Consider the following 22038-nt stretch of genomic DNA (forward strand, 5'->3'; position numbering starts at 1 on the left):
GCCTCCGATCCTCCCACGATCGGGAGGGCCGACCGGCCGCCGGTCCAGCAGACGGACGTTTCACGGGCCGTTTCGGACGGCCTGCCGGCGTTCCCGTGCCGCGAGTGCCTGCTCGCCGGCCGTCCGCATGACACCGAGCGGGCCGGGGGTCCGTCCGGTCATCTGCTCGACCTGGAGAACCGCCTGGTGGACGAGGAGGTCGAGCCCTCCGACGACCGTCCCCCCGGCCGCCGACCAGCGTGAGGCGAGGACCGTCGGCCAGGGTTCGTACAGCACGTCGAACAAGGTGCCGGGTGCGGTCGGGACGGCGTCCGCCAGGGCGTCCGTCGTGCCGGCCGGCGTGGTGGCGATCGCCAGGGGTGCGCGCAGGGCCTCGTCGGCCCTGGCCCAGTCCGCGATCCGGACGTCGACACCGAGGCGCTCGCCCCAGCCACGCATCTCGTCGGCCCGTGCCGCACTGCGCACGTACGCGGTGACCGGGCCCGTACAGATCACGGAGAGGGCGGCCAGCGCCGAGGACGCCGTGGCTCCCGCACCGAGGACCGCGGCGGACTCGACCTTGTCGACCCCGCGTTCGTGCAGGGCGGCGACCATGCCGGGGATGTCCGTGTTGTCGCCGGTCCGGCGGCCGTCTTCGGTGAAGACGACCGTGTTGACGGTCTCGACCGAAGCCGCCGTGTCGCTGATGCCGTCCAGGAGCGGGATGACCGCCCGCTTGAGCGGCATGGTCAGGGAGAGCCCAGCCCAGGAGGAGTCCAGCCCCTCGACGAACCCGGGGAGCGCCGCCTCGTCCACATCGAAGCGCTCGTACGTCCAGTTGCCCAGGCCGAGCTCCGCGTACGCGGCGCGGTGCAGGACGGGCGAGAGGGAGTGGGCGATGGGCGAGCCGAGGACGGCTGCCCGGCGGGTCGTACTCACTGGTCCGCCTTGTTCTCTTCGTACTTCTCGCGGTTGCGCTCGTGCTCCTCGTTCGTCACCGCGAACAGCGTCTTGTCCTCGGTGACGGAGACGAAGTAGTACCAGGGGCCGGACGCGGGGCTGATCGCCGACTGCAGCGCATCCGCGCCCGGATTGGTGATCGGGCCGAGCGGGAGCCCCTTGATGCTGTACGTGTTGTACGGATCGTCGATCTGCCGCAGGTCGTCGACGGCTCCCACGTCCAGCGTGCTCTCGTCCCGGATGTAATTGACCGTGGAGTCGAATTCGAGCCTGCCGACGGTTTCGAGGTTGTCCGGCTTGAGTCGGTTGTACACAACCCTCGCGACCTTGTCGAAGTCGTGCTTGTACTTACCCTCTTTCTGGACGAGGCTCGCTACGGTGATGACGTCGAGCGGCGAGTCCAGGTTCAGCTTTTTCGCGTTCTGCTCGAGATCGAGCTTCCCGTACTCCTTGTTGGCCCGGGTCACCATCTTCTTCAGGGCGTCCTCGGGCTTCGAGTCCTTGGGAACCGCGTATGCGGCCGGGAAGAGGAACCCTTCCAGCGGGTCCTTGATCTCGGGATCGTCATCCGCCCATTCAGGCAGTCCGAGGCTCTCGGCCTTCGTCTTCGCGACCTTGGCCGTGGTGCCCGCCTTCAGCTCGAGCCTCTTGTCGATCTCCGCGTAGATTTTCATGGTGCCCGTACCCTCGGGAATGACCAGGGCGTTCTGGCTCTTCGGGTCCAGCATCAGTTCGATGGCGCTGTCGGCGGACATCTCCTTCTTCAGGAGATAGACGCCTGCCTGCAGGGAGCCCCCCTTGGGATTCCCGTTCTGCGCCGAGACGAAGGCATCGACGGATTTGACGACGCCCGCCTTCTTCAGGATGTTCGCGATCTCGTTGCCCAGGGCGCCTTCGGGGATCTCCACCTCGACCGTGCCCGTGCCGGAGCCCGCGTAGTCCGGGGCCTCCCCGAACTGACCCTGGTAGTACGAGTAGCCGAAGTAGCCCACTCCCCCGAGGCCGCCGACGAGGACCGCCGCGACGCCCAGGCACGCGCAGCCGTTACGGCTCTTCTTCTTGCCCTTGCCGCGGCGCTCGCCGCCGCCCCTGCGGGACTCGCGCGGGTCGTCGTCGTACTCGTCGTCATCCCGGGAACCGCGCGCCTCGGCCGGTGCGTCCACGCCTGTGAAGAAGGGATGCGTCTCCTCCTGCGGCACCTCCGGATCCCAGTCCGGACCCTGCTGCTGTGCGGGCTCCTCGCGACGCCCCGGGGGCTGCGGCGGAGGGTAGGCCTCGGGGGTTCCGTAGTAGTCGCCCTGCTCGCCGTAGCCGGGGTTGTTGCCGTACAGGGGCTGCTGCGCCCCGTACGGCATCGCCGCCTGCTGGCCGGTGTCCCAGCCGCCGTCGTACGGCGGCTGGGACTGGGCGTACGGGTCCTGCGGCGCGCCGTACGACTGCTGGTTCTGCTGCGCGTACGGGTCGTGCTGGTGCTGCGGCTGCTGTGCGTACGGGTCGTGCTGGTGCTGCGGCTGCTGTGCGTACGAATCCTGCTGGTAGCCCTGCTGGGCGGAAGGGTCCTGCGCGTAGGGCTGCTGCTGGCCTTCGTACTGGCCCTGGCCGTGGGCGGCCTGCCGGCCTCCCCATCCCTGGTCCCCGTACAAGGGGTCCTCGGGATGCCACGGTTCAGAGCCGGGGCCCCGGCCATACTCAGTCATCGATCCCCTTGAGCCGCGAGACGACGCTCCGTCTCTTCGCTTTGCTGTGCGGTGTCTGTTCGAACACCGGCGCATCGCGCGGAACGTTACCGTATCGCGATCAGACAACCACTTCGACGCCCTCGCCGGGTGCTGTGCCTGACGCCCGTTCGGACTCCAGAGCGTTCTGAAGGATCACCACAGCGGCAGCTTGGTCGATGACAGACCGGCCCTTCTTGGACTTCACGCCCGAAGCACGTAGCCCTTGAGTGGCCGTCACTGTGGTCATCCTCTCGTCCAGAAGACGTACAGGAATAGGTGCGATCGCCTGGGCGAACACCTGCGCGAAAGCGCGGACCTTGGCGGCAGCCGGGCCCTCCCCGCCACCCAGGGAGCGGGGCAGCCCGACGATGACCTCGATCGGCTCGTACTCCGCGACGATCTGCCCGAGCCGCCGGTGGGCGGCCGAGACGTCGCGTCCCGGCACGGTCTCCACCGGCGTGGCCAGGATCCCGTCGGGGTCACACGAGGCGACCCCGATACGGGCGTCACCGACGTCGACGGCGAGTCGGCGTCCACGGCGCATCTGCGACATGTCCGGCGTCACGCCGTCTCGGTGACGAGGCGTTCGACAGCGGCGACGGCGTCGCCGATGGCGTCCGGGTTCTGGCCGCCGCCCTGGGCGACGTCCGGCTTGCCGCCGCCACCGCCACCGAGGGTCTTGGCGGCGGTGCGCACCAGCTCACCGGCCTTGAGGCCACGCTCACGGGCCGCCTCGTTGGTGGCGATGACCGTCAGCGGGCGGCCGTTGGCCGTGGTGAACAGGGCCACGACGGCCGGCCGGCCGCCCTGGATACGCCCGCGCACGTCGAGGACCAGCCTGCGCAGGTCGTCGGCCGTGGTGCCGTCCGGCACCTGCCCGGTGACCAGGGCGACGCCGCGCACGTCCTTGGCCGACTCCACGAGGCCGGCGGCGGCCGCCAGGACCTTCTCCGCGCGGAACTTCTCGATCTCCTTCTCCGCGTCCTTCAGCTTGCCGAGCATGCCGGAGATCTTCTCGGGGAGCTCCTCGGGGCGGCCCTTGAGCAGCTCCTGGAGCTGGGCGACGACCGTGTGCTCCTTGGCGAGGAAGTTGTACGCGTCGACGCCGACCAGGGCCTCGATGCGGCGCACACCCGAACCGATGGACGACTCGCCGAGCAGCTTCACCAGGCCCAGCTGGGAGGTGTTGTGGACGTGCGTACCGCCGCACAGCTCCTTGGAGAAGTCGCCGATGGTGACGACCCGGACCCGCTCGCCGTACTTCTCGCCGAACTCCGCGATGGCGCCCTGCTTCTTGGCGTCGTCGATCGACATGACCTCGGCCTGGACGTCGAGCTCCCGCGAGAGGACCTCATTGATCTTCTGCTCGACGTCGGTGAGGACCGTGCCGGGTACGGCGGCGGGCGAGCCGAAGTCGAAGCGGAAGCGGCCGGGCGAGTTCTCCGAGCCGGCCTGGGCGGCGGTCGGGCCGAGCGCGTCGCGCAGCGCCTGGTGCGTGAGGTGCGTGGCGCTGTGGGCGCGTGCGATGGCGCGGCGGCGGGTGGTGTCGATGACGGCGAGGGCGGAGGAACCGACCGTCACCTCGCCCACCTGCACGGCGCCCTTGTGGACCGAGACGCCCGGGACGGGCTGCTGGACGTCGCGGACCTGGATGACGGCGCCGCTGTCGAGCCGGATGCGGCCCTGGTCGGCGAGCTGGCCGCCGCCCTCGGCGTAGAAGGGGGTGCGGTCGAGGACGACCTCGACCTCGTCGCCTTCGGTGGCGGCGGGCGAGGGAACGCCGTCGACGAGCAGACCGACGACGGTCGACTCGCCCTGGGTCGAGGTGTAGCCGGTGAATTCGGTGACGCCGGAGTTGTCGGCGACCTCGCGGTAGGCGGACAGGTCGGCGTGCCCGGTCTTCTTGGCCTTGGCGTCGGCCTTGGCGCGCTCCCGCTGCTCCTTCATCAGGCGGCGGAAGCCTTCCTCGTCGACCGAGAGGCCCTGCTCGGCGGCCATCTCCAGCGTGAGGTCGATCGGGAAGCCCCAGGTGTCGTGGAGCAGGAACGCCTTGTCGCCGGCCAGGACCTTGCCACCGGAGGCCTTGGTCTCGGTGACGGCGGTGTCGAGGATGTTCGTGCCGCCCTTGAGGGCCTTGAGGAAGGCGGCCTCCTCGGCGAGGGCGACGGTCTCGATGCGCTTGCGGTCGGTGATCAGCTCCGGGTACTGCTGCCCCATGGTGTCGACGACGACGTCGACGAGCTCACGGACGACCGGGCCGGTGGCGCCCATGAGCCGCATGTTGCGGATGGCACGGCGCATGATGCGGCGCAGGACGTAGCCACGGCCCTCGTTGCCCGGGGTGACGCCGTCGCCGATGAGCATCACCGACGTACGGATGTGGTCGGCGACGACCCGGAGGGAGACGTCGGAGCCCTGCTCGGCGCCGTAGCGCACGCCGGTGAGCTCGGTGGCCTTGTCCATGACGACGCGCAGGGTGTCGGTCTCGTACATGTTCTGTACGCCCTGCAGGATCATGGCGAGGCGTTCGAGGCCGAGCCCCGTGTCGATGTTCTGCGACGGGAGGTCGCCGAGGATCGGGAAGTCCTCCTTGCCGTCGCCGGCACCCCGCTCGTACTGCATGAAGACGAGGTTCCAGATCTCCACGTAGCGCTCGTCGTTGACGGCGGGGCCGCCCTCGACGCCGAACTCCGGGCCGCGGTCGTAGTTGATCTCGGAGCACGGGCCGCAGGGGCCGGGGACGCCCATGGACCAGAAGTTGTCCTTCTTGCCCAGGCGCTGGATGCGCTCGGCCGGGACGCCGATCTTCTCGCGCCAGATCTGCTCGGCCTCGTCGTCGTCGAGGTAGACGGTGATCCACAGCCGCTCGGGGTCGAGCCCGAAGCCGCCGTCCTCCACGGAGTTCGTGAGCGCCGCCCAGGCGAACTCGATGGCACCTTCCTTGAAGTAGTCACCGAAGGAGAAGTTGCCGCACATCTGGAAGAACGTGCCGTGCCGGGTGGTCTTGCCGACCTCTTCGATGTCCGGCGTACGCACGCACTTCTGCACACTGGTGACGCGCGGGGCCGGCGGCTTGACCTCGCCGAGGAAGTAGGGCTTGAAGGGAACCATGCCCGCGGGGACCAGCAGCAGAGTCGGGTCGTCCGCGATGAGCGACGCCGAAGGCACGACGGTGTGACCGCGCTCCTCGAAGAAGCTCAGCCAGCGGCGGCGAATTTCAGCCGACTCCATTAGTGGTCCTCATTCCGGTTGTTCGAGTTGTAGGGGAGTGTTCGGTGGAGGGCGGGTTCGGGGTCGGCCGGCGCCTCGATGCCGAGCGCCCCGCCCAGTTCGGCCTCGCGCCTGACCATGCCCTCACGCACGTCGAGGGCGAAGTCCTTCAGCCTGTGACCTGCCTCGAGCGCCTTGTCGGCGGCCTGCGCCGCGAGGCTCTCGGGGGTCAGCTGCCGGATCTTGCGGTTGACCTTGGTGGTGGCCCAGACACCGGCGGCTGCGCCGGCGGTGAACCAGAACGTACGGCGGAACATCGCTGGGTCAGTCCTTCTGTCTGCGGGAGCTTCGGCCGTTCCGCTTCCTGTCACGGGCGGACGGCACGGTACGGCCGACAATCACGGTGCGGCGGGAGGTCCGGCGGGCCTGGTCGGGCTCGGCGGCGGTGCGGCGGCCGATCGCCTGCCGCACGCCGTAGCCGAAAGCGGCGACCTTCACGAGCGGGCCGCCGAAGGTCGACGCGACGGTGGTGGAGAGCGCCGAGGCGTTGGAGGTGACCTCCTGGACGTCGCTCGCGATGGCGTCGACCTTGTCCAGCTGGGTCTGCGCCGAACGCAGCGTGGCCGAGGCGTCGGCGAGCAGCGGAACCGCCTGCTCCGTCACGTCCGCCACCAGCGCGGTGGTCGCCCTGAGCGTCTGGGCCAGTCTCACCAGTACCACGGCGAGGAAGGAAACCAGGATCGCCCAGAAGACAGCCACCAGGATGCCGGCCACCTCTCCACCGGACACAGTGCACCGCTCTCTGCTCGTCGCCCGCATCGGCCGGAACTCTCTCCCGGCCGGTATCTGCCTGTCACTGCTCGGCCGGCGGCGTGCTGCCACCACGGCCGATCGTCGTCCCCCGAGCCTATCGCGCCGGGCGTCGCACGCCGTACCGCATTACGGGCGGGCGGCGCCGGTCCGGACGCGGGGAGATTGTACGGAGAGCTTATGTGCCAGTACTCTGCGTGTTTCATGCGACGCCCTCAGCGCCCCCGCCCTACGCCCGACGACGCGGAGCCCGCCCCCGTACGCGGAAATCTCCCGGCCGAGCTGAACACCTTCGTGGGACGCGATGACGAACTCGCCGAACTCGAGCCGCTCCTGCGGCAGTCGAGGCTCGTCACCGTGGCGGGGGTGGCCGGGGTCGGCAAGACCCGCTTCGTGACCAGGGCGGCCGCCCTGATGGAGAAACGGTACTGCGATGGGGTCTGGCTCGCCGAGCTGTCGGCCGTCCAGGACCCCGCGCTGCTCGAACACGCGCTGGTCGAGGCGTTGGGTCTCACCGACCACACCGGCAAGCCGCCCCGCACCGTGCTGGTCGAGCACTGCGCGGAGCGCCGGCTCCTGCTCGTGATCGACGGCTTCGAGCATCTCGCCGACACCTGCGCCGGACTCGTACGGGAGCTGCTGCGCCGGGCTCCACGGCTCCAGGTGCTCGCCGCCGGGCGCCGTCCCCTGCGGGTGGACGGCGAACTCGCGTTCCCGCTGCTGCCGATGACGGACGACGACGCCCTGGAACTCTTCACTCTGCGCGCCGCCGCGGTGCGCCCCGGGTTCCGGCCGGCCGGCGGCGACCTGGACACCGCGCGGGAGCTCTGCAGCCGCCTCGACGGCATCCCGCTGGCTCTGGAGCTCGCCGCGGGGCGGCTGCGGGCCCTGACGATGGACCAGGTGCTGCACCGCCTCGACGACCGTTTCCGGCTGCTGACCGGCGGCAGTCCGAGCGCACTCCCCCGCCACCGGACACTGCGTACGGCCATCGGCTGGAGCCATGAGCTGTGCACTCCCGAGCAGCGGCTGCTGTGGGCGCGGCTCTCCGTGTTCGCGGGACAGTTCGACCTGGAGGCCGTCGAGTACATCTGCAGCGGCCCCGGCCTGCCGGTCGACTCCGTCCTGGATGTGCTGGACGAGCTGCTGGCGCAGTCCGTGGTGCTGCGCGAGGACTCGGCCGTCGGCAGCCGCTACCGGCTGCTGAACACCGTGCGGGAGTACGGCGCCGAGTGGCTGCGCGCGACCGGGGACGCCGAGCGGCTGCGCCGTCGGCACCGGGACTGGTATCTGGGGCTCGCCACCTGGTGCGAGCTCGACTGGTTCAGCCCCCGGCAGGCGGAGGCCGCCGCCCGGGTCGACAGCGAGCTGCCCAACCTCCGCCGCGCGATGGAGTGCTCGATGGAGAGCCCGGAGGAGGTCCATCTCGCGCAGTATCTGGCGGGCACGCTCTGGTTCTACTGGGTGGGCTGCGGACGCCTCTCGGAGGGCCGCCACTGGCTGGACCACGTCCTGGAGGCGGAGTCCCCGTACGACCACTCGCGGCTGAAGGCCCTCTGGGTGCTCGGGTACGTCTCCGTGCTGCAGGGGGACCCGGTCGGCGCGGTGTCGGCGCTGCAGGAGTGCCGAGAGGAGGGCGAGCACTCGGGGGACGCCACCGCCGTGGCCTACGCCGTGCACCGCACGGGCTGCCTCTCGATCGTCACGGACGACCCGGTCCGCGCGGAGGAGCTGTTGCGCGAGGCGCTCGGGCGCTACCGGGAGATCGGCGAGCTGAACAGCAATGTGCTGATGGCCCAGGTCGAGCTGGGCATGGCCGTGGCGTTCCGCGGGGACCTGGACACGGCCGCGGCGATCTGTGACGAGGTCCGCGAGATCTGCGAGGACCACGGTGAGCGGTGGGCTCTGGCCTACGCGCTGTACGTCCTGGGCTTCGCCGCGCTGCGGTCCGGGGCGAGCGGGCGGGCGCGCCGGATGCTCGGGGAGTCCCTGTCCATCGCGCACGCCTTCCACGATCTGCTCGGCTCGGTCCTCTCGCTGGAGCTGCTGGCCCTCATCACGGTGGTCGAGGGGGACGCGGCGGAGGCGGCGGTGCTCCAGGGCGCGGCGGACCGGATCTGGGCGTCGGTGGGCCTGCCGCTGTTCGGCTCCGTCCACTACGGAAGGCCCCGGGTCGAGTGCGAGGAGCGGGCGCGGGGCGAGCTCGGCGACGAGCGCTACGAGGCGGAACGGCTCTCGGGCCGCCGTCTGGACGCCTCTGCGGCGGTGGCACGGGCACTCGTCGGGGCCGGTGCGGTCGAGGACCCGGGCCCGGACGGCGTCTGTGCGGTTCCGGACGAGCCCGGCATGGCCCCGGAGGGCGACGGCGCGGCCCCGGAGGGGACGTCCGGTGCCGGGGCGGCCGGGGAAACGCGAAGGCCCGCCGCCTCCCGGACAACAAGGAGGGGCGGGCCCGAGCTCGGTTGAGAGCTACGCCTGCGTCAGCGGGCGTAGTACTCGACGACGAGCTGCTCGTCGCAGATGACCGGGATTTCCTTGCGGTTCGGGTCCCGGTCCAGGCGGAAGGCCAGGGCCTTCAGGTTCACCTGGAGGTAGCGCGGGGTCTCGCCGTCCGTGTCGTAGCCACCCTCACGGGCCACCTGGAAGGGGACCTTGGTGCGGCTGCGCTCGCGGACCTGCACGACGTCGTCGGGGCGCACGCGGAAGGACGGCTTGTCGACCTTGCCACCGTTGACCTCGATGTGGCCGTGGACGACCATCTGACGGGCCTGGTAGATGGTGCGGGCGATGCCCGAACGCAGGACCAGGGCGTCGAGGCGGCGCTCGAGCTCGACGACCAGCGCCTCGCCCGTCTTGCCCTCGGCCTTACGGGCGCGGTCGTAGGCGCGCGCCATCTGGCGCTCGCTGATGTCGTACTGCGCACGCAGACGCTGCTTCTCGAGCAGACGGACCTTGTAGTCCGAGTTCTGCTTGCGGCCACGGCCGTGCTCGCCCGGCGGGTAGGGGCGGGCTTCGAAGTACTTGACAGCCTTCGGCGTCAGGGCGATGCCGAGGGCACGCGACTTCTTGACCTTGGGACGCGACTGGTTAGGCACGTTCTCCAGACCTCCGTTGTAGGTTAGGTTAGGCTTACCTTACTCAAGGAGATCGCATGTCTCGCCCTGGGAACACCACACACGTCACGGACAGCACAGACAGCGGCAGCACACCAGAAGGTGCTGCTACGACGGAAGGCCGATCTGATCGTGGTCAGCCGCGTCCCAGCGGGCTTGAAAACACTCGGATGCCGTCAGCAGCCGAGCGCACACGAACTCTCGTACAGAGTACCTGCTCCGCGGTGCTGCTCGTACCGGGGCTGTCGGTGATCCACCCGGACCAGCTGATGCCCGCCGGCAGGAGCATCGGTCCCGAGGGGGATCTCTTCCTCGGCTTCCCCATGGATTCCCCGGTCGTACGGGCCGCGACGCGCGCCCAGGACGACGAGCTGACCGCTGTGCTGGAGATCACCGACGTCGCTCCGGTCTCGGTCCCGCACCGGATCCGCGGCCGCGCCCGGATCGCCGGTCGGCTCACCGCCGTGCCGGGGCTCGCGGAGCCCGGCCGGATGATGCTCCGGCTGGAGACCGGGGAGGCGTCGGTCGACGACCTGTGGGGGTTCGAGGAGGTGGAGCCGGAGGCTTTCCGGGACGCCGTCGCCGATCCGCTGGTCGCCCATGAGGCCGAGCTGCTCCAGCATCTGCATGCCGCGCACAGCGAGCGGATGGCCACGCTGGCCGCGCTGCTCGGTGACCGGGCCGAGTGCGGCTGCGCGGAGCACCGGCTCGGCGCCGTCCCGGTCGCACTCGACCGCTTCGGGCTCCGGGTCCGGTTCGTCGACGGCCGCGACGCCTGCTTCGACGCCCGGTTCGAATTTCCCGAGCCCGTAGGCGACATCACCGGGCTGCGCCGCGCGATGCACACCCTCTTCGAAGCGGCGGCCTGCTGAGCGGCGGCCGTCACGAGGACGCCGGACCGCCCTGCTCCCCGCGGCCGAGCCGCTCGCGCACCCGGTCCGCCACGTCGGCGTAGCGCGCCTCCGCGCCGTACCGCGTGGGTTCGTAGTAGCGCCTGCCGCGGACGGCGTCCGGGGCGTACTCCTGGGCGGCGATACCGCCGGGGACGTCGTGCGGGTAGACGTAGCCCTGGGCGTGGCCCAGCTTGGCCGCGCCCTTGTAGTGGCCGTCGCGCAGATGGGCCGGGACCGGGCCGGCGAGGCCCCGGCGCACGTCCTCCTGCGCCGCGGAGATCGCCAGTGTCGCCGCGTTCGACTTGGGGGCGAGCGCCAGTGCGATCGTGGCATGGCTGAGGGTGAGCGCCGCCTCGGGGAAGCCGATCATGGCGACGGCCTGGGCCGCCGCCACCGCTGTGGGCAGTGCCGTCGGATCGGCTAGCCCGATGTCCTCGCTGGCGGAGATCATCAGCCGTCGGGCGATGAAGCGCGGGTCCTCCCCCGCCTCGATCATCCGGGCCAGATAGTGCAGGGCGGCGTCCACGTCGGAGCCGCGGATCGACTTGATCAGGGCGCTCGCCACGTCGTAGTGCTGGTCGCCGTCGCGGTCGTACTTCACGGCGGCGCGGTCGACGGTCTCCTCGAGCGTCGTGAGCGTGATCTCCCGCTCGTGCGTGGTGAGGGCCGCTCCGGCCGCCGCCTCCAGCGCGGTCAGCGCGCGCCGGGCGTCGCCACCGGCGATGCGCAGCAGGTGCGCCTCGGCGTCCTCGGGCAGGGTGACGGCGCCCCCCAGCCCCCGCTCGTCGGTCAGTGCCCGGCGCAGGAGCGCGCGCAGATCCTCGTCCGTGAGCGGCTCCAGGGTGAGGAGCAGGGAGCGCGACAGCAGCGGGGAGATGATCGAGAAGTACGGATTCTCCGTGGTGGCTGCGATCAGCGTGACCCAGCGGTTCTCCACGGCGGGGAGCAGGGAGTCCTGCTGGGCTTTGGAGAAGCGGTGGATCTCGTCGAGGAAGAGGACGGTCTCCTTGCCGAAGCCGCCGGTGGCGCGGCGCGCGCCCTCGATGACGGCCCGGACCTCCTTGACGCCGGCGGTGATCGCGGAGAGCTCGACGAAGCGCTTGTTGGTGGCCTTGCTGACCACGTACGCCAGGGTCGTCTTTCCCGTGCCGGGTGGGCCCCAGAGGATCACCGACGAGGGGCCCGCGGGCCCTCCGCTCCCCTCACCGACGAGTCGCCGCAGCGGCGAGCCCGGCTTGAGCAGGTGCTGCTGGCCGACCACCTCGTCCAGCGTACGAGGACGCATCCGGACAGCGAGGGGGCTGCTGGACGGGTCCTTCTCCTGGCGGTCTTCGGCTGCTGCGGTAAAGAGGTCGGGCTCCACGTCACGAAGCCTATGTCACCCCACCGACAGGACCGCCTGGCGCGTCAGCTGGTCCAGAAGTCCCACCAGCGGGTCAGGATCAGCATGCCGATGATCCCGATCCAGAGGACCGGCGGCACCCAGTGGAACTCGGTGAGGGTGTTCCGCAGCCAGGCGGGGGCGGGCAGGATGCCGTGCTTGATGTTGTGCGTCGTGACGTAGCAGAACATGAAGATCGTGGCGACCCAGGCCAGGCAGCACCACAGGCAGAGCGAGTTGATGTTGTACAGCGACTGGTACTGCAGCCAGGTGCAGAAGCCGACGCCGAAGAGCGTGCCCGCGTTGAGGCCGAGCCAGTACCAGGCGCGGAAGCGGGCACCGGCGAGGAGTGCCATGCCGATGCCGATGACGACCGAGTAGGTGGCGATGCCGAGCATCGGGTTGGGGAAGCCGAAGGCGGACGCCTGCTCGCTCTTCATGATGTTGCCGCACGCGACCACCGGGTTCAGGCTGCAGCCCGGGGTGAAGCTCGGGTCCTCGAGCAGCTTGAACTTGTCGATGGTGATCACCCAGGCGGCGAGCAGTCCGGCCGCACCTGTGATCACCAGCAGCAGTGCGAGCGCGCGGCTCGCGCCGAAGGTCTTCGCGCCGTTGTCCTCGTCCTGCCGGGAGGAGGGGTGGTCTACCGCTGCCATCGTCATATCGCCGTTCCATCACTGAGTAGCCGGCTGGGCACGGTCATTGTGCCGCACCACCGTTGTGGCCAGCTGTTCGATCGGCATAAAAGTGCGCGAGGACGGCCCTGCGCCCGGAGGTGCCGGGGACCCCGCATCCCTGGCCGGGCACGCGGCGGACGTCAGAGGCCCGGGCGAGCGCGCCGGGCGTCCTGCCCCCGTAAGGGAATGTCCGGCAAGGTGAATCCACGCACGCGGAGTTGACGAAGGCCCCCTGAACGCGCTGTGCCCGCCCGGGCGGACCGGGGCGGGCACAGCGGTGGGACGTGTGGCTCAGACCAGCTTGGCCCGCACCGTGGCCACGAGTGCGTCGAGCGCGACCGGCTCCTGGTCGCCCGACTCCATGTCCTTGAGCTGGACCGCGCCCTCGGCGAGATCACGCTCGCCGGCCACGATCGTGAAGCGGGCACCGGAGCGGTTCGCGCTCTTCATCGCGCCCTTGAGGCCCCGGCCGCCGAACGCGAAGTCGGTGGCGACACCGGCCTTGCGCAACTCGGTGACCAGGCCGAAGAGCACTCGCCGGGCCTCCTCGCCCAGCGGTACCGCGTACACGCTGGTGGTGGCGGGGACGTCGAGCTCGACGCCCTCCGCCTCCAGGGCGAGCACCGTACGGTCCACACCGAGCGCCCAGCCGACGGACGGCAGCGCGGGGCCGCCGATCATCTCGGACAGCCCGTCGTAACGGCCACCGCCGCCCACCGCGGACTGGGAGCCCAGACCGTCGTGGACGAACTCGAAGGTGGTGCGCGTGTAGTAGTCGAGGCCGCGGACCAGCTTCTCGTCGTCCTCGTACACCACCCCCGCCGCCGTCAGCAGGTCGCGGACCTCCTCGTGGTACGCCTTGCAGGCGTCGCAGAGGAAGTCGCGCAGCATCGGGGCACCGGTCAGCTGCTTCTGCACGTCGGCCCGCTTGTCGTCGAGCACCCGGAGCGGGTTGATCTCGATGCGCCGGCGGGTCTCCTCGTCGAGATCGAGGTCGCGCAGGAACGTCTGGAGCGCCTCCCTGTAGACGGGGCGGCACTCCTTGTCGCCCAGCGAGTTCAGCAGGATGCGGAACTGACTGAGGCCGAGCGAGCGGTACGCCTGGTCGGCGAGGATGATCAACTCGGCGTCCAGCGCCGGGTCCTCGGTGCCGATGGCTTCCGCGCCGATCTGCGAGAAGTGCCTGTAACGGCCCTTCTGCGGGCGCTCGTAGCGGTAGTACGAGCCGGAGTACCAGAGCTTGACGGGGAGGTTGCCGCCCTTGTGGAGGTTGGCCTCCAGCGCGGCGCGCAGCACGGACGCGGTGCCCTCGGGGCGCAGCGCGAGCTTGTCGCCGCCCTTGGTCTCGAAGGCGTACATCTCCTTGGACACGATGTCGGTGGACTCACCGACTCCGCGCGCGAACAGGGCGACGTCCTCGAAGCCGGGCGTCTCGATGTAGCCGTAGCCGGAGTTCTTGAGGGGTGCGGAGAGTGCTGTGCGCACCGCGAGGTACTTCGCGGAGTCCGGCGGGATGAGGTCGTACGTGCCCTTGGGGGCCTGGAAGGTACTCACGGTTGTTCTCTCTCGTCACATTCCTCGGCGGGGCGCGGCCAGACCGTTCATGTACGGGTTGGAGGCGCGCTCGCGGCCGATGGTCGTCTGGGGGCCGTGGCCGGACAGCACCACGGTCGAGTCGTCGAGCGGCAGGCACACGCGGGCCAGCGACTCGAGCAGCTCGGCGTGGTCGCCGCCGGGCAGGTCGGTACGTCCGACGGAGCCGGCGAAGAGCAGGTCGCCCGAGAAGAGGACCTGCGGCACATCCGCGGCCTCGGGCATCCTGAACGTCACCGACCCCTTGGTATGGCCGGGCGCGTGGGCCACGCCGAACTCCAGACCCGCCAGCTCCAGCCGGGCTCCGTCGGTCAGCTCCTTGACGTCGTCCGGCTCACCCACGGTCAGCTCGCCCATCAGCGGCATCCCGATGGAGCGGCCCAGGGCCTTCTCGGGATCGCTCATCATGTAGCGGTCCTCCGGGTGGATCCAGGCGGGGACGTCATGGGCACCGCACACGGGGACGACCGAGGCGACGTGATCGATGTGGCCGTGGGTGAGGACGACGGCGACGGGCTTGAGCCGATGCTTCTTCAGTGCTTCCTCGACGCCCTGGGCGGCCTTGTGGCCCGGGTCGATGATCACGCACTCCTCACCGGCGGCGGGGGCGACCAGGTAGCAATTGGTCCCCCAGGCCCCGGCGGGGAACCCGGCAATGAGCACGTTCGTCCTTAGTGTTCGTCCGACGAGGAGGGCCGCTGAGGGGAATGCGGCAGATCAGAGACTACCGGCGCTCCTCATTCCACAGCTAACCCATATACCGTACGGGCATTCCAGGACCGATCACACGACGTACAAGGAGACCATCCGGTGGTCAGCAGCGATCAGCGGCGGCGGCAGCTCGCCCGGGAGAAGTTCGAGCGGCAGCAGCAGCGCCGGGAGGAAGCGCGCCGGAGGACGAGGCGTCTCACGGTGATCATCGCTTCGTCGGTGGCCGTGGTGGCGGTCATCGGTGTGGGCGCGTACGTCTCGCTCGACGGCGACGACTCGAAGACCTCGGCGGACGCGGCGGCGAGCGAGAGCCCGTCGGCATCGCCCTCGGCGAGCGAGAGCAGCGCTCCCGAGCCGGCGATGAAAATCGACAAGAAGGCCGAGTACTCGATGTCGCTCAGGACGAGCCAGGGCGACATCGGCATCGCGATGGACGCGGCGAAGACCCCGCACACCGTCAATTCGTTCAAGGCCCTCGCGGACAAGGGCTACTTCGACGACACGAAGTGTCACCGCCTGACCACGGAGGGCATCTTCGTCCTCCAGTGCGGTGACCCCAAGGGTGACGGGACGGGCGGCCCCGGCTACACCATCCCGGACGAGAATCTGACCGCGCTCGGCAAGGCGAACGACAAAGGCTCGGTGACGTACCCGGCGGGCACCGTCGCGATGGCGAACACCGGCCAGCCGGGCACCGGCGGCAGCCAGTTCTTCCTGGTCTACAAGGACACCGAACTGCCGCCCAGCTACACGCCGTTCGGCACCATGGACGACGCGGGTCTGAAGGCCGTCAAGAAGGTCGCCGAGGCAGGCGTCGCCGGTGGGGCGGGCGACGGTGCCCCGAAGAAGACCGTCACGGTCGAGAAGGCGACGGTCGACAAGGCCTGACCGTTTGTGTGGCCGCCCGGCACGAGGTCCTTGGAGCGCACCGGAGAATTTCAGCCGCGCTGAGTGCGGACAGCCGGGCGGCCGGTCGCCTAGATTGGCGTTGTGCAGGGCGGGCGCTGCCCGCCCCAGGAAACTGTGGACGATGCACGGGGGGCGAACCCTCTCGATGCATCAGGTGGAGGAGGCGCTGTGAGCAGCGACCCGTGGGGCCGTGTCGACGAGACGGGCACCGTGTACGTGCGTACAGCCGAGGGCGAGCAGGTCGTCGGATCGTGGCAGGCCGGTTCCCCCGAGGAGGCTCTGGCCTATTTCGAGCGCAAGTACGAGGGCCTGGTGGTCGAGATCGGCCTCCTCGAGCGGCGGGTGAAGACCACCGACCTCTCGGCGAAGGACGCCACGGCGGCGATCGAACACCTGCGTCAGCAGGTCGACGAGCACCACGCCGTCGGCGACCTCGCCGCGCTCGGCAAGCGGCTGGACGCGCTCGTCGCGACGGTCGACTCGCGCCGCGAGGAGCGCAAGGCCCAGAAGGCGAAGCAGACCGACGAGGCCCGTCAGGCCAAGGAGGCGCTCGTCGTCGAGGCCGAGGAGCTGGCGCAGAGCGAGCAGTGGCGGTCGGCGGGTGAGCGTCTGAGGGCGCTCGTCGACACGTGGAAGGGGCTGCCCCGTCTGGACCGCAAGTCCGACGACGAGCTGTGGCACCGCTTCTCGCATGCCCGTTCCGCCTTCTCCAAGCGCCGCAAGGCCCACTTCGCGGCGCTGGACGCGCAGCGCGAGGACGCCCGCAAGGTCAAGGAGAGGCTGGTCGCCGAGGCCGAGTCGCTCTCCAACTCGACCGACTGGGGTGCGACGGCCGCGCGTTACCGCGACCTGATGACCGAGTGGAAGGCGGCGGGCCGCGCCCAGCGCGAGGCCGAGGACGAGCTGTGGAACCGCTTCCGCGGGGCCCAGGACGTCTTCTTCGCCGCCCGCAGCGGGGTCTTCGCCGAGCGGGACGCGGAGCAGGGCGAGAACCTCAAGCTCAAGGAGGAGCTCGCCGCCGAGGCCGAGAAGCTGGTCCCGGTGAGGGATCTGAAGGCGGCCAGGGCCGCGTTCCGGTCCATCAACGAGCGCTGGGAGGCCATCGGCCACGTCCCGCGTGACGCGCGCCCGAAGGTCGAGGGCCGGGTGCAGGCGGTGGAGCGGGCGCTCCAGGAGGCCGAGGAGTCCGAGTGGCGCCGGACGAACCCGGAGGCGCGGGCACGCGCCGCGGGTCTGACCGGTCAGCTCCAGGCGGCCGTCGACAAGCTGCGCACGCAGATCGACACGGCACGCGCCTCGGGCAACAACGCCAGGGCGGACAAGCTCTCGCGCGAGCTCGAGGGCAGGCAGGCACTGCTGGACCAGGCGCTGAAGGGCCTGGAGGAGTTCGGCGGCTGAGCCGAGCCGGCGTTCCCGATCCACGGGAGGGGCTTTCGTACGCGACGTGTACGGGAGCCCCTTTCGCGTGCCGGGCGGCAGCCGGGGGGCCGGTGAGCACGGCCGGGACCGCGCGGCGCCCCCGGGCGGGCGACCGGCTCCGGCCGCCCGCGTAGAGGCTCCGGGCCGTTCCTAGGGGCGGCGGGCCGAGGTGACCCGGTAGACGTCGTAGACGCCCTCCACGCCGCGTACGGCCTTCAGGACGTGGCCCAGGTGCTTCGGGTCGCCCATCTCGAAGGTGAAGCGTGAGGTGGCCACCCGGTCGCGGGAGGTCTGCACGGCCGCCGACAGGATGTTCACGTGCTGGTCGGACAGGACCCGGGTGACGTCCGAGAGGAGCCGCGAGCGGTCCAGCGCCTCGACCTGGATGGCGACGAGGAAGACCGACGACTGGGTGGGTGCCCACTCGACGTCGAGGATCCGCTCCGGCTGCTGCGAGAGCGAGTCGACGTTGACGCAGTCCGCGCGGTGCACGGAGACCCCGCTGCCCCGGGTGACGAATCCGATGATCGGGTCGCCGGGCACGGGCGTACAGCAGCGGGCCAGCTTGACCCAGACGTCCTCGACGCCCTTGACGACCACACCCGGATCCGCCTTGGCCCGGCGCTTGTTACGGCCGTGCGAGGGCGGCGAACTCTCCGCCAGGTCCTCGTTGGCCGCGTCCTCGCCGCCGAGCGCCTGCACGAGCTTCTGGACGACGCCGGCCGCGGCGACATGGCCCTCGCCGATCGCCGCGTACAGCGACGAGATGTCGGGGTAGCGCATCTCGTGCGCCAGCGTGACCAGGGAGTCGCCCGTCAGGATCCGCTGGATCGGCAGGTTCTGCTTGCGCATGGCCCGCGCGATGGCGTCCTTGCCCTGCTCGATCGCCTCGTCGCGCCGCTCCTTGGAGAACCAGGCGCGGATCTTGTTGCGCGCCCGGGGCGACTTGACGAACTGGAGCCAGTCACGGGAGGGCCCCGCGCCGGCCGCCTTGGAGGTGAAGACCTCCACCAGGTCGCCGTTGTCGAGCGTCGACTCCAGCGGTACGAGCCGTCCGTTGACCCGTGCCCCTATGGTCCGGTGGCCGACCTCCGTGTGGACGGCGTACGCGAAGTCGACCGGCGTCGCGCCGGCGGGCAGCGCTATCACGTCGCCCTTCGGCGTGAAGACGAAGACCTCGTTGCGCGACAGGTCGAAGCGCAGGGACTCCAGGAACTCGCTGGGGTCCTCGGTCTCCTTCTGCCAGTCCAGGAGCTGGCGCAGCCACGCCATGTCGTTGACGGTGTCCTGGCCGCGGCCGCCGCCCGTGTTCTTCGGGATGTCGGTGCGGACCTTGGAGGCGCCCGCGACGGCCTCCTGCTTGTACTTCCAGTGCGCCGCAATGCCGTACTCCGCGCGGCGGTGCATGTCGAACGTGCGGATCTGGAGCTCGACGGGCTTGCCGCTGGGACCGATCACCGTGGTGTGCAGCGACTGGTACATGTTGAACTTGGGCATCGCGATGTAGTCCTTGAACCGCCCGGGCACCGGATTCCACCGGGCGTGGACGGTGCCGAGCGCCGCATAGCAGTCGCGGACCGTGTCGACGAGGACGCGGATGCCCACCAGGTCGTAGATCTCGGCGAAGTCGCGGCCTCGCACGATCATCTTCTGGTAGACGCTGTAGTAGTGCTTCGGCCGGCCGGTGACGGTGGCCTTGATCCGGGCGGCGCGCAGGTCGGCCTGGACCTCGTCGGTCACTATGGCGAGGTACTCGTCGCGCTTGGGCGCGCGCTCGGCGACGAGGCGGACGATCTCGTCGTACATCTTGGGGTAGAGGATCGCGAAGGCGAGGTCCTCCAGCTCCCACTTGATGGTGTTCATGCCCAGGCGGTGAGCCAGCGGCGCGTAGATCTCTAGGGTCTCGCGGGCCTTCTTCTCCTGCTTCTCCCGCTTGAGGTAGCGCATGGTGCGCATGTTGTGCAGCCGGTCGGCGAGCTTGATGACGAGGACCCGGGGGTCCTTGGCCATGGCGACGACCATCTTGCGCACGGTCTCCGCCTGGGCGGCCTCGCCGAACTTGACCTTGTCGAGCTTGGTGACGCCGTCGACGAGCAGCGCCACCTGGTCGCCGAAGTCCTTGCGCAGGGTGTCCAGGCCGTACTCGGTGTCCTCGACCGTGTCGTGCAGCAGCCCGGCCATCAGTGTCGCCGGGTCCATGCCGAGCTCGGCGAGGATCGTGGTGACGGCGAGCGGGTGCGTGATGTACGGGTCGCCGCTCTTGCGCTTCTGGCCCCGGTGCCAGCGCTCGGCGACCTGGTATGCCTTCTCGATCTGCCGCAGGGTGGCGGACTCGATCTTGGGATCGTTGCCGCGGACCGTACGCAGGAGGGGCTCGAGGACCGGGTTGTACGGACTGGAGCGCTGTACGCCCAGACGGGCGAGGCGGGCCCGGACGCGGTTGGAGGAGCCGCCGGAGCGCGCGGGTACGGCGGCCGGGGTGGTGGCGGACCGGGCCGGGGGCTTCGCGGCGGGAGCCGGTGCCGGGGGCTTCGGCGCCGCGGGTCCGGAGGCAGGCGTCGCCGGGGGCTTCGTCCCGGAGGAGGGCGAGGAGGGCGCGGCCTTCGTGCCGGGCGGGGGCGCCGGCTTCGTCCCGGGCGGCGGGGCCGGCTTCGCCGGTGCTGCGGGCGTCCGGTCGCCCGGTGCCTCGGCGGGGCCCTGCGTGTGCCCTCCTGCGGGCCCGGGCTTGCCTGATCCTTCGGGCTGCGCCTTCCCGGGCACGGCGGAGGCCGCCGCGGGCCTTTCGGGCTGCGGGGCGGCGGCTGGCTGGGCCTCGTCTGGCAAGAGCGCTCCTCGTGCGGATCCGGGCTACCGGAAAGCCCATGGTATCGACCTCCGGGCGGGTCCTCGCCCGGGGAGTGTGGAACCCCTCACAACGCGGAACGGGCACCCGGGTGTTCCCGGGTACCCGTCCTGTACGTCCCTACGCGCGCTGCGACGGCGCGGTGCAGGTCAGAGGGTGATCAGGGCCTCCAGCGGGGCGTCCCGCAGTCCTGCCTCCAGCCGTGCGCGGCCGGCGAGGAAGCCGAGTTCCATGAGGACCGCCACCCCCGCGACCTGTGCACCGGCCCGCCGGATGAGCTCCAGCGAGGCCTCGGCGGTGCCGCCGGTGGCCAGGACGTCGTCGATGACCATGACCCGGTCGTCGGCGGCCAGGTCCTCGGCGTGGATCTCGATCTCCGCCGCGCCGTACTCCAGCTCGTACGCCTGCCCCAGCGTGGCCCCGGGCAGCTTCCCGGCCTTCCGCACAGGTACGAACCCGATTCCGGCCCGGACCGCGACCGGCGCGGCCAGGATGAAGCCGCGGGCCTCGAGGCCGACGATCTTGGTGGCACCGTGCCGGACGCACAGCTCCACGAAGAAGTCGGTCAGCGCGGAGAAGGCGACCGGGTCCGCGAGCAGCGGGGTGATGTCCTTGAACAGCACTCCGGGCTTCGGATAGTCCTGCACGTCACGGATCCGGCTGAGCAGGAGCTCCCGGGTGGCGTCGGTGACGTTCGTGGTCATCGGCGGTTCCTCGGGGTCCTGCCGTGGCCACCGGCCTGCCGGCGCGGGCCGACGACGGCCCCGGCGGTCCGGGAGTCCTCGTCGGGCCCGTCGTCGAACTCCTCGGCCCGGTCGTCGCGCTCGTCCTCGACGGACTCGCCCTTGGCCGCAGCGGCGGCACGCTTGGCGAGGATCCGCTTCTTCAGTGCCTTTATCTGCGGCTCGCGTTCCTTGAGGTCGGCGACCAGCGGGGTGGCGATGAAGATCGAGGAGTACGCACCGGCGGCGAGGCCGACGAAGAGCGACAGCGAGATGTCGTTCAGCATGCCCGCGCCGAGGACGCCGCCACCGATGAACAGCAGACCGGCGACCGGCAGCAGGGCGACAACGGTGGTGTTGATGGAGCGCACCAGCGTGCCGTTGATGGAGCGGTTGGCGATCTCGCTGTAGGTCCAGCGGGTCTGCTTGGTGATCCCCTTCGTGCCCTCCTTGAGGCTGTCGAAGACGACGACCGTGTCGTAGAGGGAGTAACCGAGGATGGTCAGCAGACCGATCACGGTGCCGGGGGTGACCTCGAAGCCGACGAGGGCGTAGACGCCGACGGTGATGGTGATGTCGTGGATCAGCGCGACGAGCGCGGCGACGGCCATCCGCCACTCGAACGCGATGGCCAGGTAGACCACGACGAGGACCATGAAGATGCCGAGGCCGGTCCAGGCCTTGTTGGCGATCTGCTCACCCCAGCTGGGGCCGACGAGGTCCGCGTTGATCTTCGCCTCGGGCACACCGAGGTCCTCGGAGAGCTGGGCCTTGATCTGGTCGGCCTTCTGGGTGTCGACCTCGGTGATCTGGATCCGGAGTCCGCCGTTGCCGAGCTCCTGGACGATCGCCTCGTGGCCGGAGGCCGCGACCGCGTCCTCGTGGGCCTGGGAGACGGACACCTTGGCCTTGGTGTCGGTCGTGAAGACGGCACCGCCCTTGAACTCGATGCCCATGTTCAGGCCGCTGACCGCCAGGCCGAGGATGGCCGTGATGGTGATCAGGATCGAGACGCCGTACCAGATCTTGCGCTTGCCGATGAAGTCGTAACCGACCTCGCCACGGTAGAGCCGGGCGCCGAGATTGCCGAGTCGCGACATC

Annotated in this window: 18 protein-coding genes; 4 read left to right on the forward strand and 14 right to left on the reverse strand. The window is 70.3% G+C overall.

Going from position 1 to position 22038, the window contains the following annotated elements; translation table 11 throughout:
* Positions 1–60: 60 nt before the first annotated feature.
* The 6 genes from ACIBCU_RS27060 to ACIBCU_RS27085 all read right to left on the reverse strand — a co-directional run bounded on the left by ACIBCU_RS27060 (position 61) and on the right by ACIBCU_RS27085 (position 6641).
* A complete protein-coding gene (locus ACIBCU_RS27060) occupies positions 61–918 on the reverse strand; it encodes a shikimate dehydrogenase (RefSeq protein ID WP_399234628.1) in 858 nt (285 codons plus the stop codon).
* Entirely contained in the window at positions 915–2636 is a 1722-nt protein-coding gene (mltG, locus tag ACIBCU_RS27065; protein WP_399234630.1) for an endolytic transglycosylase MltG, read from the reverse strand. The genes ACIBCU_RS27060 and mltG overlap by 4 nt, the downstream gene beginning before the upstream one ends.
* Positions 2637–2736: 100 nt before the next feature.
* Positions 2737–3210 (reverse strand): Holliday junction resolvase RuvX, encoded by a 474-nt coding sequence (gene ruvX / locus ACIBCU_RS27070; RefSeq protein ID WP_399234981.1) that lies wholly within the window; start codon positions 3208–3210, stop codon positions 2737–2739.
* Between the two features lie 8 nt (positions 3211–3218).
* Positions 3219–5888, reverse strand: a complete 2670-nt coding sequence (gene alaS / locus ACIBCU_RS27075; RefSeq protein ID WP_399234632.1) for an alanine--tRNA ligase — start codon at positions 5886–5888, stop codon at positions 3219–3221.
* The gene (locus tag ACIBCU_RS27080) at positions 5888–6184 is read right to left on the reverse strand and encodes a DUF6167 family protein (protein ID WP_362929244.1); all 297 of its coding nucleotides are present in this window, start codon (positions 6182–6184) and stop codon (positions 5888–5890) included. Before ACIBCU_RS27080 ends, alaS begins: the two co-directional genes overlap by 1 nt.
* Before the next feature lie 7 nt (positions 6185–6191).
* A complete protein-coding gene (locus ACIBCU_RS27085) occupies positions 6192–6641 on the reverse strand; it encodes a DUF948 domain-containing protein (protein WP_399234983.1) in 450 nt (149 codons plus the stop codon).
* 240 nt (positions 6642–6881) lie between these two features.
* On the opposite strand from ACIBCU_RS27085, the gene ACIBCU_RS27090 reads away from it, so the two are divergent.
* Positions 6882–9143 (forward strand): ATP-binding protein, encoded by a 2262-nt coding sequence (locus ACIBCU_RS27090; protein WP_399234635.1) that lies wholly within the window; start codon positions 6882–6884, stop codon positions 9141–9143.
* 14 nt (positions 9144–9157) lie between these two features.
* Here ACIBCU_RS27090 and rpsD read toward each other — a convergent pair whose 3' ends face one another.
* Positions 9158–9772 carry a 30S ribosomal protein S4 gene (gene rpsD, locus ACIBCU_RS27095; RefSeq protein ID WP_031097728.1) on the reverse strand — a complete coding sequence of 205 codons (615 nt, stop codon included), beginning with the start codon at positions 9770–9772 and terminating at the stop codon, positions 9158–9160.
* 188 nt (positions 9773–9960) lie between these two features.
* Here rpsD and ACIBCU_RS27100 point away from each other — a divergent pair, with 188 nt between their 5' ends.
* Entirely contained in the window at positions 9961–10662 is a 702-nt protein-coding gene (locus tag ACIBCU_RS27100; protein WP_399234638.1) for a DUF2470 domain-containing protein, read from the forward strand.
* A 10-nt stretch (positions 10663–10672) separates the two neighbouring features.
* Here the strand turns inward: ACIBCU_RS27100 and ACIBCU_RS27105 are convergent, their stop codons facing one another.
* From ACIBCU_RS27105 to ACIBCU_RS27120, 4 genes are all read right to left on the reverse strand, one after another.
* Positions 10673–12046 carry a replication-associated recombination protein A gene (locus tag ACIBCU_RS27105; protein WP_393765799.1) on the reverse strand — a complete coding sequence of 458 codons (1374 nt, stop codon included), beginning with the start codon at positions 12044–12046 and terminating at the stop codon, positions 10673–10675.
* Positions 12047–12090: 44 nt separating this feature from the next.
* Positions 12091–12726, reverse strand: coding sequence for a vitamin K epoxide reductase family protein (locus tag ACIBCU_RS27110; protein ID WP_104790401.1), 636 nt, complete (start codon positions 12724–12726; stop codon positions 12091–12093).
* 306 nt (positions 12727–13032) lie between these two features.
* Complete coding sequence (gene hisS, locus ACIBCU_RS27115; protein WP_399234641.1) at positions 13033–14295, reverse strand: histidine--tRNA ligase; 1263 nt, start codon at positions 14293–14295, stop codon at positions 13033–13035.
* A 15-nt stretch (positions 14296–14310) separates the two neighbouring features.
* On the reverse strand, positions 14311–14997 hold the full coding sequence (locus tag ACIBCU_RS27120; protein ID WP_362929252.1) for an MBL fold metallo-hydrolase: 687 nt from the start codon (positions 14995–14997) through the stop codon (positions 14311–14313).
* Between the two features lie 147 nt (positions 14998–15144).
* Between ACIBCU_RS27120 and ACIBCU_RS27125 the strand changes: the two genes are divergently transcribed.
* A complete protein-coding gene (locus ACIBCU_RS27125) occupies positions 15145–15933 on the forward strand; it encodes a peptidylprolyl isomerase (protein WP_362929254.1) in 789 nt (262 codons plus the stop codon).
* A 189-nt stretch (positions 15934–16122) separates the two neighbouring features.
* Positions 16123–17352: a DUF349 domain-containing protein gene (locus tag ACIBCU_RS27130; RefSeq protein WP_362929258.1), complete on the forward strand. Its 1230-nt coding sequence runs from the start codon at positions 16123–16125 to the stop codon at positions 17350–17352.
* A gap of 171 nt (positions 17353–17523) precedes the next feature.
* Here the strand turns inward: ACIBCU_RS27130 and ACIBCU_RS27135 are convergent, their stop codons facing one another.
* The 3 genes from ACIBCU_RS27135 to secF all read right to left on the reverse strand — a co-directional run bounded on the left by ACIBCU_RS27135 (position 17524) and on the right by secF (position 22037).
* Complete coding sequence (locus ACIBCU_RS27135) at positions 17524–20196, reverse strand: RelA/SpoT family protein (RefSeq protein ID WP_399234644.1); 2673 nt, start codon at positions 20194–20196, stop codon at positions 17524–17526.
* A gap of 168 nt (positions 20197–20364) precedes the next feature.
* Positions 20365–20919 (reverse strand): adenine phosphoribosyltransferase, encoded by a 555-nt coding sequence (locus tag ACIBCU_RS27140; protein ID WP_362929262.1) that lies wholly within the window; start codon positions 20917–20919, stop codon positions 20365–20367.
* The gene (gene secF, locus ACIBCU_RS27145; RefSeq protein ID WP_362929264.1) at positions 20916–22037 is read right to left on the reverse strand and encodes a protein translocase subunit SecF; all 1122 of its coding nucleotides are present in this window, start codon (positions 22035–22037) and stop codon (positions 20916–20918) included. Before secF ends, ACIBCU_RS27140 begins: the two co-directional genes overlap by 4 nt.
* Between the last annotated feature and the right edge of the window lies 1 nt (position 22038).

Origin of the sequence: Streptomyces sp. NPDC051064, assembly GCF_044455985.1 — a bacterium.
Lineage (GTDB): Bacteria > Actinomycetota > Actinomycetes > Streptomycetales > Streptomycetaceae > Streptomyces.

Bases quoted from the DNA above. Each gene is read 5' to 3' on its own strand.
- mltG (WP_399234630.1), bottom strand. From the start codon at position 2,636: ATGACTGAGTATGGCCGGGGCCCCGGCTCTGAACCGTGGCATCCCGAG.
- ruvX (WP_399234981.1), bottom strand. From the start codon at position 3,210: ATGTCGCAGATGCGCCGTGGACGCCGACTCGCCGTCGACGTCGGTGAC.
- alaS (WP_399234632.1), bottom strand. From the start codon at position 5,888: ATGGAGTCGGCTGAAATTCGCCGCCGCTGGCTGAGCTTCTTCGAGGAG.
- ACIBCU_RS27080 (WP_362929244.1), bottom strand. From the start codon at position 6,184: ATGTTCCGCCGTACGTTCTGGTTCACCGCCGGCGCAGCCGCCGGTGTC.
- ACIBCU_RS27090 (WP_399234635.1), top strand. From the start codon at position 6,882: ATGCGACGCCCTCAGCGCCCCCGCCCTACGCCCGACGACGCGGAGCCC.
- ACIBCU_RS27100 (WP_399234638.1), top strand. From the start codon at position 9,961: ATGCCGTCAGCAGCCGAGCGCACACGAACTCTCGTACAGAGTACCTGC.
- ACIBCU_RS27110 (WP_104790401.1), bottom strand. From the start codon at position 12,726: ATGACGATGGCAGCGGTAGACCACCCCTCCTCCCGGCAGGACGAGGAC.
- ACIBCU_RS27140 (WP_362929262.1), bottom strand. From the start codon at position 20,919: ATGACCACGAACGTCACCGACGCCACCCGGGAGCTCCTGCTCAGCCGG.
- secF (WP_362929264.1), bottom strand. From the start codon at position 22,037: ATGTCGCGACTCGGCAATCTCGGCGCCCGGCTCTACCGTGGCGAGGTC.